The organism is Delftia sp. CH05 (assembly GCF_009827015.1).
Taxonomy (GTDB): domain Bacteria; phylum Pseudomonadota; class Gammaproteobacteria; order Burkholderiales; family Burkholderiaceae_C; genus Comamonas; species Comamonas tsuruhatensis.
In genome coordinates, this window is the sequence record NZ_WUMG01000001.1 from 219,298 (window position 1) to 232,882 (window position 13,585).

The following is a 13,585-nucleotide window of genomic DNA, read 5'->3' on the forward strand; positions in this document are numbered from 1 at the left end:
GGATCCGAGGAGTTTCTCCAGGGGCCGGCCGGCCTTCCCTACAGCGGCGGTGTCGGCCGGAAAGCCTCCACCACCATCGCAGCCGCCGCTGTATCTGCCTACTTCAGGAGTCGTTTCATGATCGAGTTCTCTCTGTCCCACCGCATGCTGGCCGCTGCCGGCCTGGCGGCCCTGCTCACCGCCTGCGCATCGCCCACGGCACCGTCCGCCAGCGGCCCGGCCCAGCCTGCGGGCGGGCATGGCCAGTCTGCCTTCATGGGCAGCTACGACGCCAACCGTGATGGCGTGGTCACGCGCCAGGAGTACGACACCGTGCGCAAGCAGCGCTTCCTGGCCGGCGACACCAATGGCGACGGCTGGCTCAGCGAGAAGGAGTACGTGGACGAGTTCGAGGCCCGCCTCAAGCAGCAGTACGCGGGCCGCCAGCCCGACGAGCGCTATGCCCAGTCCATGAAGCAGGCCCATGTGCGCTTCGGCATCGTGGACAGGAACCGCGACGGCAAATACACCGTGGAAGAAGACATGGCCATCGCCGAACGCAGCTTCAAGGAAGCCGACGTCAATGCCGATGGCGTCGTGGACAAGAACGACGTCAAGAAGCCCTGAGCGGACATGGCCAAAACCCCATCCAAGCGATTGGCCTGGTGGCTGCCGCTGCTGTCGGCCGTGTGCATCTCCGCCCAGGCCCACACGCCCTACCTGCTGCCCACCAGCTTCGAGGCCCAGCCCCGGGCCGTCATCAGCGTGGACGCCAGCTTCGCCGACAAGTTCTTCATCCCCGAAGTGGCTTTTGGCGAAACGCGCTTCGCCGTGACGGCGCCCGACGGCTCGGTCACGCCCGTGGCCGATGTGCGCCAGTTCAAGACCCGCACCGTGGCCGAGCACCAACTGCCCGACGAGAAGGGCACCTACCGCGTGAGCACCGGCCCGCGCCTGGGCGCCATCTTCCGTTCGTGGGAGCGCAACGGCAAGGTCGAGACCGCGCGTGATCCCGCCACGCCCACGCCGGCCGATGCCAGGCTGCTGAGCCACTACCAGTCGCTGTCGGTCTCCGAGACCTACATCACGGTGGGCAAGCCCAGCCGGGCCGCGCTCGCGCCCTCAGGCAAGGGCCTGGAGATCGTGCCCGTCACGCATCCCGCCGACCTGTTCGCGGGCGAGAAGTTCGACTTCACCGTGCAATACGACGGCAGGCCGCTGGCCGCGCAGAAGGTGGAAATCTTCCGCTCGGCCATGGACCTGGCCAGCCAGCACAGCGTGGATGCGCTGACCACCGATGGCCAGGGCCGCATCTCCTACGCCCTGCCCAAGTCCGGCATCTACCTGGCCCTGGTGCGCTACCGCGCCGACGCCCCCGCCGGCGCCGCCGCGCCGCAGTACGGCAACAACTACACGCTGACCTTCAGGGTGCTGGCGCAGTAAGGGGTTCCGGTTTCACGAAAAAGGCCTGCCGCCATGGAGGTGCAGGCCTTTTCTCATGGTGAAGCCCTGCCCCATGCGATGTGCATGAGGGCTATGCGCCTCAGCCCGTGGCCACCACCCGCAGCACCTCGGCGCCATAGGCGTCCAGCTTCTTGGCGCCCATGCCGCTGATGCCCTGCAGGTCGTCCAGCGAGGCCGGGTTGCGCTCGGCAATGGCGGCCAGCGTGGCGTCGTGGAAGATCACATAGGCCGGCAGGTTGTGCTCGCGCGCGACCTCGGCGCGCCAGGCCTTGAGGTTGATGAAGCGCACCTGGGCATCAGGCCCCAGGCTGGCGGCGGCCGCGTTGGGCTGGGTGGCGCGCTTGGAGGTGCGCGTGCGCGGCGCTGCGACGGCCTCGCGCAGCTGTACCTGGACATTGCCGCGCAGCACTTCGCGCGAGCCTTCGGCCAGGCACAGGGTGTCGAAGCTGTGGCCGCTGTTCTCGCTGGTGATCTTGTGCAGGCCCAGGGCGCCGGTGGCCAGCAGCTGGCGCATCACGCCGCGCAGCTGGGGCTCGCTGTAGTCCTTGCCCAGGCCGAAGGTGGAGATCTTCTCGTGCCCGTACTGGCGCACCTTCTCGGTGTCCTTGCCGCGCAGCACGTCCATGATGTGGCCCGCGCCAAAGGTCAGCTGGCTGGCCTCGTGCACGCGGTAGATGGTGGACAGCAGCTTGCGCGCGGCGTCCGTTCCATCCCACAGGGCCGGGGGCTCCAGGCAGTTGTCGCAGTTGCCGCAGGCGGTCTTTGCCACGCGCTGCAGCGGCCGGCCTTCAATGTCCGTCTCTGCGTCTTCTCCCGGTGCGCCCAGGCCGTACTGCTCGCCGAAGTAGGCCAGCAGCCGCACGCGGCGGCAGTCCGTGGCCTCGGCCAGGCCCAGCAGGGCATCGAGCTTGCCGCGCATGACCTGCTTGAAGGTGTCCTCGGCCGGGCTTTCGTCGATCATGCGGCGCTGGTTGACCACGTCGGACAGGCCGTAGGCCATCCAGGCGTCGGCGGGCAGCCCGTCGCGGCCTGCGCGGCCGGTTTCCTGGTAGTAGCCCTCGATGTTCTTGGGCATGTCCACGTGCGCCACGAAGCGCACATCGGGCTTGTTGATGCCCATGCCGAAGGCGATGGTGGCCACGATGACGATGCCGTCCTCGCGCAGGAAGCGGTCCTGGTGCAGCTGGCGCGTCTCAAAGGGCAGGCCCGCGTGGTAGGGCAGGGCGGGCACGCCGGCCTGGCTCAGCGTCTGGGCCAGCTCCTCCACGCGCTTGCGCGACTGGCAATAGACCACGCCGGCCTCGCCCTCGTGCTCGCGCTCGATGAAGCGCAGCAGCTGGTTGCTGACGTCCTTCTTCTCGGCGATGCGGTAGCGGATGTTGGGGCGGTCGAAGCTGCTGACGAAATGCCGTGCGCTCTCCAGCTGCAGCCGCTCGACGATGTCGGCGCGCGTCAGCGCATCGGCCGTGGCCGTGAGCGCGATGCGCGGCACGCCCGCATAGCGTTCGTGCAGCACGCTCAGCGCGCGGTACTCGGGCCGGAAGTCATGGCCCCACTGGCTCACGCAGTGGGCCTCGTCGATGGCGAACAGCGACAGCTTGCCCTGGGCATGCAGGTCGTCGAGCAGGCCCAGGAAGCGCGGCGTGTTCAGGCGCTCGGGCGCGGCATACAGCAAGGTGATGTCGCCGCTTTGCAGGCGCCATTCGACTTCCTGCGTCTCGTCATAGGACAGCGTGGAGTTCAGGTAGGCGGCGCTGACACCGGCCTCGTGCAGCGCGCCGACCTGGTCGTGCATGAGCGCGATCAGCGGCGACACCACCACCGCCACGCCGTGGCCTTGCTGCTGGCGCACGATGGCCGGCACCTGGTAGCACAGGCTCTTGCCGCCGCCCGTGGGCATGAGCACCAGCGCATCGCCGCCGGCGACCACGTGCGAGACGATGGCCTCCTGCGGACCGCGGAATTGTTCGTAGCCGAACACGGCTTGCAGGACGGAATGCGCGGCGGACAACGGAGGCTTTCGGAGAAGGGGCGGCGGTGCCGCGAGTTGGCGAAGCGGGAATGCAGGGCAAGCACCCAAAAAACGGTTCCGGCCACAAGGGCCGGAACCCGCAATTGTGCTCCCCCGGCAAGGGCTGCGAGGGTCATGGGGTTTCGGGAAGGCCTGGCAGCCCATTCTCCCTGCGCATTTCCTGCTCACAGGCGACTTGTGTAGCACGGTTTTCAACGGCGTCCAACAGACTATTCCTAGGAGATAGGACGGCGTGGTCGCCGGATTTCCAGCCAAAAACAAACTCCATAAGCTGCATTTTTTCGCAACGAAACGGGAGGCTGGATATGTGGAAGCGACATCAATCAGTGCGATCAGTGCGCAAGCGGGCTCACGGTCCATGGGCCGCAGGGCTTGGGCTGTTGCTCACCTGGACCGGGCAGGGAGCGGTGGCTGCGGCAGTGTCTGAGCCATCGGTGCCCATGCCCATGCAGCAGGTCAGCCAGGCCCTGCAGGGTCTGGCCGTGCCCTTCGAAGCCAACGGCGGCCAGTTCGACCCGGCCGTCGCCTTCAGGGCCAGGACCTTCGCCGGGGCCGTCTTTGTGACGCAGCAGGGCCAGATCGTCTACAGCCTGCCCGGTCCCGTGAACGGCAGTGCAGACCGGGCGCGTCCGGGTCCGGCTCGTGATGCCGAGCTTACCCGCCAGCCCGGCTGGCGGCTGACGGAAACCCTGGTCGGCGCGCAGCCGCTGGCGCCGCAGGGCGGGGAGGCCGCCCAGGTACAGGTGCGCCACTTCACCGGCCCGCGCAGCTACCACGCCGCCACCTACCACAACGTGCAACTGGGCCAGGCATGGCCCGGCGTCAACGTGGAGCTGGCAGCGCGTGGCAGCAATGTGGAGAAACTCTTTCATGTGGCGCCCCATGCCGATGCCGCGCAGATCCAGGTGCAGCTCGGTGGCGCGCTGTCCCTGCGCCTGGGCGAGGAGGGTGAGCTGATCGCTGCAACCGGGCATGGCGACGTGGCCTATACGGCGCCCGTGGCCTTCCAGCAGACGCAACAGGGGCGTGTCGATGTGCCGGTGCGCTATGCGCTCAACGCGGCGGGCGATGGCTACGGCTTTGCACTGGGGGCCTATGACGCATCGCTGCCGCTGGTGATTGATCCCTTGTTGCGCAGTACGTATGTGGGGGGCAATGGGTGGGATGGCATCCATGCACTGGCCATTGATCCGCAGACGGGGGATGTGCTCGTGGCAGGGTGGACCAAGTCGTACAGCTTTCCTGGTGTGGCAGGTGGAGGGCGTTTTGGAGATGAAGATGGTTTCGTGTCTCGCCTGTCGGCGGACTTGAAGACGATCAGGCAAAGCATTTACCTGGGCGGCAATGCCCTGGACCTCATCAACGCGCTGGCCATTGATCCAAAGACGGGAGATGTCCTCGTGGCGGGAGTTACAGACTCCACCGACTTCCATGGCGCCACGGGCAGTGCGCCGCCCGGGCGCAACACCTTCGTGGCGCGCTTGTCAGGCGATCTTGCGGCGTCCAGAAGCATCTATCTGGGAGGATCGGGCCGTGACGATGTCTACGCCCTGGTGATCACGGACAACGGTGACGTGGTGGTTGCCGGGGAGACGAACTCCACGGATTTTCCCCTGGCTGCGAGCGGATCCAGCTTCGGTGGTGGTCGGTGGGGGGATGGCTTTGTCGCGCGCTTGTCTGGCGATCTGGTACTGCAGCGCAGTATCTACCTCGGAGGAGAGGGAGACGACAGAGTTACGGCGATTGCCTTGGATACCAGCCGTGCGGGCAAGGGGGAGTTGCTCGTGGCGGGGAGCACGAACTCCAGCGACTTCCCTTTGACACAGGGAGGGCAACAGGAGCGATTTGGCGACCAAACCGTGGCTGGCTTTATATCGCGCCTGTCGAGTGATTTGGGCATAGTGCAAAGCACCTATCTTGGAGGAGGTGAGGGAAGCCGTTCTTGGGTTGATGCATTGGCCATCAATGCGCGCACGGGCGACATAGTGGTGAGCTCGACAACCAACTCTCCCAATTTTCCGGGTCGCGCCAGTGGTGTCCAGCACGACCATGAAATTTATGTTCAAGGGCATATGGAAGTCGTTGTATCGCGTTTACCGGGCAGTCTCACAGCGGCGCCCAACAGCATTTTTCTGGCAAGTCCAGGCAAAACAATCTCTAGCGCACTGGTCATTGCGGCAGGTGATACGGATGATGACCCCGACGATATTGTGGTTACGGGCTGGACAGAAAGGCACCCCAATTCAAACCCAGGGTACCTTGAAGGTGCCGATATGGGCTTGCAACCGTCGCGTTCGGATCGGGGCGCTACCGGCTTTGTTGCGCGCTTTTCGCTGCCAACACGGGGGGATCTGACCGTCAGGCGCAGCACCTATCTGGGGCGAGGAGGCGAGGTCATCGACGCAATGGCCATTGACTCCATGGGCCGTGTCGTGGTGGGTGGAACCACATGGACCGACCTTCCCGGCGCCACAGGCACTATGGGCGGCGGGCGAGACGGCTTCGTCTCCCGCATCGCGGGCGACCTTCGAGCCACTTCCACGCAAAAGATCGTCTTTCCCCAGCAAGGCGCGCAGCGCTTCGACCAGGGCAGTTTTGATGTGCATCCCCCGGCCGTGGCCAGTTCGGAATTGCCGGTTCACTACGGGGTGCTGCCGGCATCGAAGAATGTCTGCGCCATCCCCGACGGTCGGGTGGGCAAGGTCACCATTTTGGGCGTGGGTACCTGCGCGGTGGTCGCCAGCCAGCCTGGCGATGGCGGCATCGGCTGGCTGGCTGCGGGTGACGTGGTTCGCGATATCCGCATCGTCCGCTAGCCCAGCACCCCGCGCGCAATGATGCTGCGCTGCACTTCGGACGAGCCCTCGTAGATGCGCAGGATGCGTGCATCGCGCACCAGGCGCTCCAGCGGCATGTCGCGCGTGTAGCCGTAGCCGCCGTGGATCTGCAGGGCCTCGTCGGTGACGAAGCCCACCATTTCGGATGCATGGAGCTTGGCCATGGCCGAGTGCTGGGTGAAGGGCTGGCCGGCCTGGCGCAAGGCCAGGGCCTGCATGGTCAGTGCCCACGATGCCTCCAGGCGCAGCTTCATGTCGGCCAGCTTCCACTGGATGCCCTGTTTCGTGGCCAGCGGCTCGCCGCCGACCAGGCGCTGACTGGCCCATTGCGCGGCGGCGGCCAGGGCGGCCTCGGCCACGCCCAGGGCGGTGGCCGCCACGTCCAGGCGGCTGTTGTCCAGCACCTTCATGGCCGTCTTGAAGCCCGTGCCCTCGGCGCCCAGCCGGTGGCTGGCAGGCACGCGCACGCCGTCCAGCGATACCTCGAAGGCATGGCCGCCGCGGATGCCCATGAGTTTTTCGGGCGCCGAGACCTGGATGCCGGGCAGGTCACGCGGCACGATGAAGGCGCTGACGCCGCGCGCGCCGGCCTCCATGTCGGTCTTGGCGAAGACGACCATGAAGCGCGCCTCGGCGGCGTTGGAGATGAAGTGCTTGACGCCCGTGATCAGATAGTCGTCCCCATCGCGCACGGCGCGCGTGCGCATGTTGGCCGGGTGCGAGCCGCCGCGCGGTTCGGTCAGCGCAAAGGCCGCCAGCCATTGGCCGCTGGCGCAGCGCGGCAGCCACTGCTGGCGCTGGGCGTCGTCGCCGCCGATGAGCACGGCGTCCGTGCCCAGGTAGTGGGCGCCGATCATGGACGAGGTGGCCGCGCAGGCGCGCGAGATGGCCACCAGGGACAGCAGCATGGCCGTGGGCGTGACGCCGGGGCCGCCCAGGGCCTCGGGCAGGTTCATGCCCATCACGCCCAGGGCCGACAGGCCCGGCACATGGCAGGTGGCGGACAGCGCCTCTTCGTCCATGCGCTGCGCCAGCGGGGCGAGTGCGTCGTCGGCAAAGCGGGCCACGGCATCGGCAATGGCGTGGTCGTCGGCGGTGGTGCCCAGTCGTTGGAAGTTCATGTCGGTTGCTCAATGTGATGGGGAAGAGGGGGCTGCGCCTGCGGTGCCCAGGGCACCGGATGCGCGCAGCGCGGCAATGGCTTCGGTGCCCCGGCCCAGCCACTGCGAGAGCAGGGCGTCGGTGTGTTCGCCCAGGGCCGGTGCGCGCTCGGCGCGGTTGGGTGCGGCGCCGCTGAAATGCACGGGCTGGGTGGGCAGGCGCAGGCCGGGCAGGCGAGGGTCCTGCACCGCGCCGAGCAGGCCGCGTGCCTGGCTCTGGGGCGACTCCAGCGCCTGGGCAATGTTCCAGATGGGCGCGGCGGGCACGCCCGCTGCATCCAGCGCGGCCACCACCTGCGCCACTTCATGCCGGCCGGCCCAGGCCTCGATGGCCTCGCGCAGCGCGGGTTCGTGGGCCGAGCGTGATTCATCGCTGGCAAAGCGCGGGTCGCCGGCCAGGCTGCCCAGTTCCATGGCCTGCAGGGCGGCGGCGAACAGCTTGTTGTTGAGCACGGCCAGCGCGAAGTGGCCGTCGCCTGCGCGGTACACGCCGAAGGGCGCGGACAGCGGATGGCGGTTGCCCACGCGGCGCGCGGGCCGGCCCGTGAACAGGTAGCGCGCCACCGAGGTGGCCAGAAAGCTCAGCGTGGTGTCGAACATGGCCACGTCCACCTGCTGGCCCTGTCCCGTGGCGCGGGCCTGCAGCAGCGCGGCCAGCGTGGCCCAGGAGGCGAACAGGCCGGCCACCACGTCGCTGACGGCCTCGCCCACGACGGTGGGCGCGCCATCGGGCTCGCCCGTGGCCTCCATGAGGCCGCTCATGGCCTGCACGATGATGTCGTAGGCCGGCCGGTGGGCCAGCGGCCCGGTCTGGCCGAAGCCCGAGACGCTGACATAGACCAGGCGCGGATTGAGCGCCCGCAACTGGCTTGCGCCTATGCCCAGGCGCTCGGCCACGCCGGGGCGGAAGTTCTCCACCACCACGTCGGCCTGGGCGGCCATCTCGCGGACCAGGGCCACGGCCTCGGGGTGCTTGAGGTCCAGCACCAGGCTTTGCTTGTTGCGGTTCATCACCGTGAACAGCGCGCTTTCGCCGTTGTTCATGGGGCCGATGGCGCGGTAGTCGTCGCCCTGCGGCGGCTCGATCTTGACGACCTCGGCGCCCAGGTCGGCCAGCAGGGCCGTGGACAGCGGCCCGGCCAGCACGCGCGTGAAGTCGAGGATGCGCACGCCGTCCAGCGGGCGGGCGGTACTGGCAGGGGCGGGGGGCGAGGCGGATTCGGTCATTGATGCAGCCATGGACAGGTGGTGGATGGCTGCATGCTGGCCCGCAATTGAATCAATGGAAAATATTCAATCCTGATGCAATGCATTCAAAAAGATGATCCATATCAGCCTCCGGCAGCTTGAGTACTTCGTGGCCGCTGCACGCCATGGCAGTGCGGCGCGCGCGGCAGAAGCCATCGGCGTGTCCCAGCCGTCCATCTCCAAGGCGATTGCCGACCTGGAGGCGCAGTGGGGCGAGGCGCTGTTCGTGCGCCGCCATGCCAGGGGGCTGGATCTCACGGCGGCCGGCGCGGTGCGCAGCCGCGATGCCCAGGCGCTGCTGGACGGCGCACGCAGCCTGCAGGGGCCGCGCACGGCGGCGGTGGCGGGCGTGCTGCGCCTGGGCTTTCTGAGCACGCTGGGCGCGCGCTGGGTGCCGGCGCTGCTGGCGCAGATGCAGCGCCGCCATCCCGGCATTGCACTGGAGCTGGTGGAGGGCGATATCGCCTCGCTCACGCAGCAGGTGGAGCGCGGCGAGCTCGATGCGGCCCTGCAGTACAACACGGGCCTGGCGCGTCCCCGCATGGAGCTGCTGCCCGTGGCGGCGTTGCCGCCCTATGTGCTGCTGCCGCATCGCCATGCGCTGGCGGCCAGGACCAGCGTGAGCCTGGCCGAAGTGGCGGCCCACCCGCTGGTGCTGATCAACCTGCCGCACAGCCGCGAGTATTTCCTGTCGCTGTTCCGCGAGGCCGGCGTGACGCCGCTGGTGGCCCATGAGTTCGCCTCCATCGAGATGCTGCGCTCCATGGTGGCCAATGGCCACGGCCTGAGCGTGCTGACCACGCGACCGGTGGTGGACCGCGCCCACGATGGCCAGCGCCTGGCCTGCCGCCGCATCCGGGGCCGCGTGGCCCCCCAGCCCGTGGTGCTGGCTGTGTCGGCGGGCAATGCCTCGCCGCTGATTGCACCTTTTTTGAAGGTGGCGCGGGCTGTGATTGCACCGTAGCGGCGCGCCGTGCGGTGGCCTGCACCACGGTGGTGAATCGCGACCAGGGACTTTCCCCAGCTTGTATGGACAAGATGGGTTGGCACGGTGCTTGCTCTCGCTCTCTGTGTTGACCGCAGATGGATGCAGGTTTCCGCCCTTGCCAGGTTTGCCGGGTAATCCTGTATATACATGTTTGGTCGGCAAAAACACACTTCGGGCTTCCGCACCGGTCTGCCCGCGGACCCCGAAACTGCCATTGCCAACTTGCTTTCCCGACCGAGGAGTGCCACATGAGTTCGATCCCCACGTTCCGCCGCCTGCCCCTGGGGCCGCTGGCCGCCGCCCTCTGCCTTGCCGCCGCACTGCAGCCCGCTGCCGCGCAGGAGACCAAGATCACCCTGGGCATGTCGGGCTGGACCGGCTTCGCGCCGCTGACCCTGGCCGACAAGGCCGGCATCTTCAAGAAGAACGGCCTGGCGGTGGACCTGAAGATGATTCCGCAGAAGGACCGCCACCTGGCCCTGGCCTCTGGCGCCATCCAGTGCGCGGCCACCACCATCGAGACGCATGTGGCCTGGAACACCAACGGCGTGCCCATCGTGCAGATCTTCCAGATGGACAAGTCCTATGGCGCCGACGGCATCGCCGTGCGCAATGACGTCAAGGGCTTTGCCGACCTCAAGGGCAAGACCGTGGCCGTGAGCGCGCCGGGCACGGCGCCGTACTTCGGCCTGGCCTGGATGCTGCACAAGAACGGCATGACCATGAAGGATGTGAAGACCGTCTCCCTGGAGCCCCAGCCTGCGGCCCAGGCCTTCGTGGCCGGCCAGAACGATGCGGCCATGAGCTACGAGCCCTACCTGTCCACCATCCGCGCCAACCCGGCGGCGGGCAAGATCCTGGCCACCACCATCGACTACCCCATGGTCATGGACACCGTGGGCTGCGATCCCAAGTGGCTCAAGGCCAACGCCGCCGCCGCCAAGGCCCTGGCCCAGTCGTATTTCGATGCGGTGGCCATGATCGAGGCCGACAAGACCAAGTCCTTCGAGATCATGGGCACGGCCGTCAAGCAAAGCGGCGAGCAGTTCGGCAAGTCGGCCTCCTACCTCAAGTGGTCCGACAAGGAAGCCAACCAGAAATTCTTCGCCAACGAGCTGGTGCCGTTCATGAAGGAATCGGCCGTGATCCTCAAGGAGGCCGGCATCATCCGCTCCATCCCCGAGAACTATGGCGTGATGTACGACGCCAGCTTCATCCAGTAAGCCCGCCAGGGGATGACCATGCAAGCCGCATCCACTTCCGCAGTCCAGCCGGCTAACAAGCCCATGACCCACGCCACACCGCACGCTCCCGCGCCCGCCGCGGCGCCAGCCCCCGTCCGCCGCCGCCGCATGGCGCCGCTGGAGCCCGTCAGCCCCACGGCCAAGTGGGTGCTGGGTGTGGCCTTCTTCGTGCTGTTCTTTCTCGTCTGGGCGGCTGTGACGCTGGGCGGCTTCGTCTCCCCGACCTTCCTGGCCAGCCCCATGACCATGGCGCGCGAGGGCGTGCTGCTGTTCACCGAGTACGGCTTCCTGCACGACATCGGCATGACGGTCTGGCGCGTGATGGGCGGCTTCATCCTGGCCTCGGTCGTGGCCGTGCCCCTGGGCATCGCCATGGGCGCCTGGAAGCCGGTCGAGGCCTTCTTCGAGCCCTTTGTCTCGTTCTGCCGCTACCTGCCGGCCTCGGCCTTCATCCCGCTGCTGATCCTGTGGGCCGGCGTGGGCGAGACGCAGAAGCTGCTGGTCATCTTCATCGGCTCGGTGTTCCAGATCACGCTGATGGTGGCCGTGACCGTGGGCGGCGCACGCAAGGACCTGGTGGAGGCCGCCTACACGCTGGGCGCCTCCAACACCGGCGTGGTGCGCCGCGTGCTGATCCCGGGCGCCGCGCCCGGCATTGCCGAGACGCTGCGCCTGGTGCTGGGCTGGGCCTGGACCTATGTGATCGTGGCCGAGCTGATCGGCTCGTCCTCGGGCATCGGCCACATGATCACCGACAGCCAGGCGCTGCTGAACACGGGCCAGATCATCTTCGGCATCATCGTGATCGGCCTCATCGGCCTGGTGTCCGATTTCATCTTCAAATCGCTGAACCGTCGCATGTTCGAGTGGAGCACCCTGTGAAAAGGATCTACCCCCTGAGCGGCTGCGCCGCTTCCCCCTTGAAGGGGGACGACACCCTCGGTGCGGGGCGGCCCTTCCTCGGTGTCTCTGAGGTGAGTCGCGCCGGTTGCAGCCGCCGTGAATATTGACAAGCGCCCTGGAGAATCGTGATGAATCTTTTGTCCATTCAAGGTGTTTCGCGCACCTTCACCAGCCACAAGGGCACGAGCACGCAGGCCTTGTTGCCTGTGGATTTCGAGGTCCGCGAGAACGACTTCGTCACCATCCTCGGCCCTTCGGGCTGCGGCAAGTCCACCATGCTGCGCATTGCGGCGGGGCTGGATTTCCCGACCACGGGCCAGGTGCTGCTGGACGGCCGCGCCGTGGACGGGCCGGGCGCCGACCGGGGCATGGTGTTCCAGAGCTACACGCTGTTCCCGTGGCTGACGGTGGCCCAGAACATCCGCTTCGGCCTGCGCGAGAAGGGCGTGAGCGAGGCGCTGCAAAAGGAGCGCAGCGACTACTTCATCGCCAAGGTGGGGCTGCGCGGCTTCGAGAACCACTTTCCCAAGCAGCTGTCGGGCGGCATGCAGCAGCGCACGGCCATTGCGCGCGCGCTGGCCAACGATCCCAAGATCCTGCTCATGGACGAGCCCTTCGGCGCACTCGACAACCAGACCCGCGTGCTCATGCAGGAGCTGCTGCTGGGCATCTGGGAGGCCGAGCGCAAGACCGTGATGTTCGTCACCCACGACATCGACGAGGCCATCTTCATGGCCAACCGCGTGGCCGTGTTCAGCGCGCGGCCGGGCCGCATCAAGGCCGACATCCCCGTGAACCTGCCGCATCCGCGCCACTACACGGTCAAGACATCGCCCGAGTTCATGGAGCTGAAAGCCCGGCTGACCGAAGAGATTCGCGCAGAGTCGCTGGCCGCTGCTGCACACTGACGCTTTTCATGACCACTGCCCACACCATGTCTTCCCGCTCCACGGCTTCTCGTCTTTCCGCAACGACGGCGGAGGTGCCCATGGCCCTGTACCAGCAGGTCAAGGACCATGTGATGCGCAAGATCGCCGATGGCTCGCTGTCGGCCGGCGAGCGCGTGCCGTCCGAGCAGGAGCTGGTGCAGGAGTTCGGCGTGGCCCGCATGACGGCCAACCGCGCGCTGCGCGAGCTGGCCGAGCAGGGCGTGATCGTGCGGGTGGCGGGCGTGGGCTCGTTCGTGGCCGAGGAAAAGCCGCAGTCCACGCTGCTGCGCATCGCCAACATCGCCGAGGAAATCCGCCAGCGCGGCCATGACCACCGCTTCGAGCTGATCAGCGTGCGCCGCGAGTCGGCCTCGCCCGAGGCGGCGGCTTCGCTGCAGCTGTCCGCCGGCAGCTCGGTGTTCCACCTGCAGGGCGTGCATTTCGAGAACGACGTGCCCGTGCAGCTGGAAGACCGCCATGTGAACCCGCGCATGGCGCCGGACTTCATGGAGCAGGACTTCTCGCTGATCCAGCCTTCGGTGTACCTGGTGCGCAACGTGCCCTTCGACCAGATCGAGCATGTGGTGGACGCCATGCTGCCCACGCCCGAGCAGGCACGCTGGCTGCAGATGGAGACCGACCAGCCCTGCCTGACGCTGACGCGCCGCACCTGGTACCTGGGCACGCCCGTGACCTGGGTGCACTGCGTGCATCCGGGCATGCGCTACCGGCTGGGCAGCCGCTTTCGCACCGACGGCGGATCGCACGACGGCTGAGGCCGGAAAGGCGGGGTTCCCGCTC

11 protein-coding genes are annotated in these 13,585 nt (G+C 67.4%); 8 read left to right on the forward strand and 3 right to left on the reverse strand.

Annotation, left to right across the window (positions count from 1 at the left end; translation table 11 throughout):
- Window positions 1-117 precede the first annotated feature (117 nt).
- Together GRX31_RS00995 and GRX31_RS01000 are read left to right on the forward strand one after the other, a co-directional pair.
- On the forward strand, window positions 118-606 hold the full coding sequence (locus GRX31_RS00995) for a hypothetical protein (RefSeq protein ID WP_012202078.1): 489 nt from the start codon (window positions 118-120) through the stop codon (window positions 604-606).
- A gap of 6 nt (window positions 607-612) precedes the next feature.
- Window positions 613-1,422 carry a DUF4198 domain-containing protein gene (locus GRX31_RS01000; protein WP_160851092.1) on the forward strand — a complete coding sequence of 270 codons (810 nt, stop codon included), beginning with the start codon at window positions 613-615 and terminating at the stop codon, window positions 1,420-1,422.
- A 100-nt stretch (window positions 1,423-1,522) separates the two neighbouring features.
- Here the strand turns inward: GRX31_RS01000 and GRX31_RS01005 are convergent, their stop codons facing one another.
- Window positions 1,523-3,454 carry a RecQ family ATP-dependent DNA helicase gene (locus GRX31_RS01005; protein ID WP_017405658.1) on the reverse strand — a complete coding sequence of 644 codons (1,932 nt, stop codon included), beginning with the start codon at window positions 3,452-3,454 and terminating at the stop codon, window positions 1,523-1,525.
- Between the two features lie 461 nt (window positions 3,455-3,915).
- Here GRX31_RS01005 and GRX31_RS01010 point away from each other — a divergent pair, with 461 nt between their 5' ends.
- Window positions 3,916-6,291, forward strand: a complete 2,376-nt coding sequence (locus GRX31_RS01010) for a DUF7948 domain-containing protein (RefSeq protein ID WP_160851094.1) — start codon at window positions 3,916-3,918, stop codon at window positions 6,289-6,291.
- On the opposite strand, the gene GRX31_RS01015 is transcribed toward GRX31_RS01010, so the two are convergent.
- Together GRX31_RS01015 and GRX31_RS01020 are read right to left on the reverse strand one after the other, a co-directional pair.
- Window positions 6,288-7,433: an acyl-CoA dehydrogenase family protein gene (locus tag GRX31_RS01015; protein ID WP_160851096.1), complete on the reverse strand. Its 1,146-nt coding sequence runs from the start codon at window positions 7,431-7,433 to the stop codon at window positions 6,288-6,290. The two genes, GRX31_RS01010 and GRX31_RS01015, sit on opposite strands and share 4 nt — an antisense overlap.
- A 9-nt stretch (window positions 7,434-7,442) precedes the next feature.
- Complete coding sequence (locus GRX31_RS01020) at window positions 7,443-8,699, reverse strand: CaiB/BaiF CoA transferase family protein (RefSeq protein ID WP_160851098.1); 1,257 nt, start codon at window positions 8,697-8,699, stop codon at window positions 7,443-7,445.
- A gap of 94 nt (window positions 8,700-8,793) precedes the next feature.
- Between GRX31_RS01020 and GRX31_RS01025 the strand changes: the two genes are divergently transcribed.
- The 5 genes from GRX31_RS01025 to hutC all read left to right on the forward strand — a co-directional run bounded on the left by GRX31_RS01025 (window position 8,794) and on the right by hutC (window position 13,560).
- Window positions 8,794-9,684, forward strand: coding sequence for a LysR substrate-binding domain-containing protein (locus GRX31_RS01025; protein WP_160851100.1), 891 nt, complete (start codon window positions 8,794-8,796; stop codon window positions 9,682-9,684).
- 272 nt (window positions 9,685-9,956) lie between these two features.
- Window positions 9,957-10,931, forward strand: a complete 975-nt coding sequence (locus GRX31_RS01030; RefSeq protein WP_013800043.1) for an ABC transporter substrate-binding protein — start codon at window positions 9,957-9,959, stop codon at window positions 10,929-10,931.
- Between the two features lie 18 nt (window positions 10,932-10,949).
- On the forward strand, window positions 10,950-11,834 hold the full coding sequence (locus GRX31_RS01035) for an ABC transporter permease (protein WP_016447378.1): 885 nt from the start codon (window positions 10,950-10,952) through the stop codon (window positions 11,832-11,834).
- A 149-nt stretch (window positions 11,835-11,983) separates the two neighbouring features.
- Entirely contained in the window at window positions 11,984-12,763 is a 780-nt protein-coding gene (locus tag GRX31_RS01040; protein ID WP_012202086.1) for an ABC transporter ATP-binding protein, read from the forward strand.
- A 26-nt stretch (window positions 12,764-12,789) separates the two neighbouring features.
- Window positions 12,790-13,560 (forward strand): histidine utilization repressor, encoded by a 771-nt coding sequence (hutC, locus tag GRX31_RS01045; protein WP_026062963.1) that lies wholly within the window; start codon window positions 12,790-12,792, stop codon window positions 13,558-13,560.
- Window positions 13,561-13,585: the final 25 nt, after the last annotated feature.

What these genes read in the sequence shown, in the direction of transcription:
- GRX31_RS01000 (WP_160851092.1), top strand. Translation starts at nt 613, where the DNA reads ATGGCCAAAACCCCATCCAAGCGATTGGCCTGGTGGCTGCCGCTGCTG.
- hutC (WP_026062963.1), top strand. Translation starts at nt 12,790, where the DNA reads ATGTCTTCCCGCTCCACGGCTTCTCGTCTTTCCGCAACGACGGCGGAG.
- GRX31_RS01040 (WP_012202086.1), top strand. Translation starts at nt 11,984, where the DNA reads ATGAATCTTTTGTCCATTCAAGGTGTTTCGCGCACCTTCACCAGCCAC.
- GRX31_RS01035 (WP_016447378.1), top strand. Translation starts at nt 10,950, where the DNA reads ATGCAAGCCGCATCCACTTCCGCAGTCCAGCCGGCTAACAAGCCCATG.
- GRX31_RS01030 (WP_013800043.1), top strand. Translation starts at nt 9,957, where the DNA reads ATGAGTTCGATCCCCACGTTCCGCCGCCTGCCCCTGGGGCCGCTGGCC.
- GRX31_RS00995 (WP_012202078.1), top strand. Translation starts at nt 118, where the DNA reads ATGATCGAGTTCTCTCTGTCCCACCGCATGCTGGCCGCTGCCGGCCTG.
- GRX31_RS01010 (WP_160851094.1), top strand. Translation starts at nt 3,916, where the DNA reads ATGCCCATGCAGCAGGTCAGCCAGGCCCTGCAGGGTCTGGCCGTGCCC.
- GRX31_RS01025 (WP_160851100.1), top strand. Translation starts at nt 8,794, where the DNA reads ATGATCCATATCAGCCTCCGGCAGCTTGAGTACTTCGTGGCCGCTGCA.
- GRX31_RS01015 (WP_160851096.1), bottom strand. Translation starts at nt 7,433, where the DNA reads ATGAACTTCCAACGACTGGGCACCACCGCCGACGACCACGCCATTGCC.
- GRX31_RS01020 (WP_160851098.1), bottom strand. Translation starts at nt 8,699, where the DNA reads ATGACCGAATCCGCCTCGCCCCCCGCCCCTGCCAGTACCGCCCGCCCG.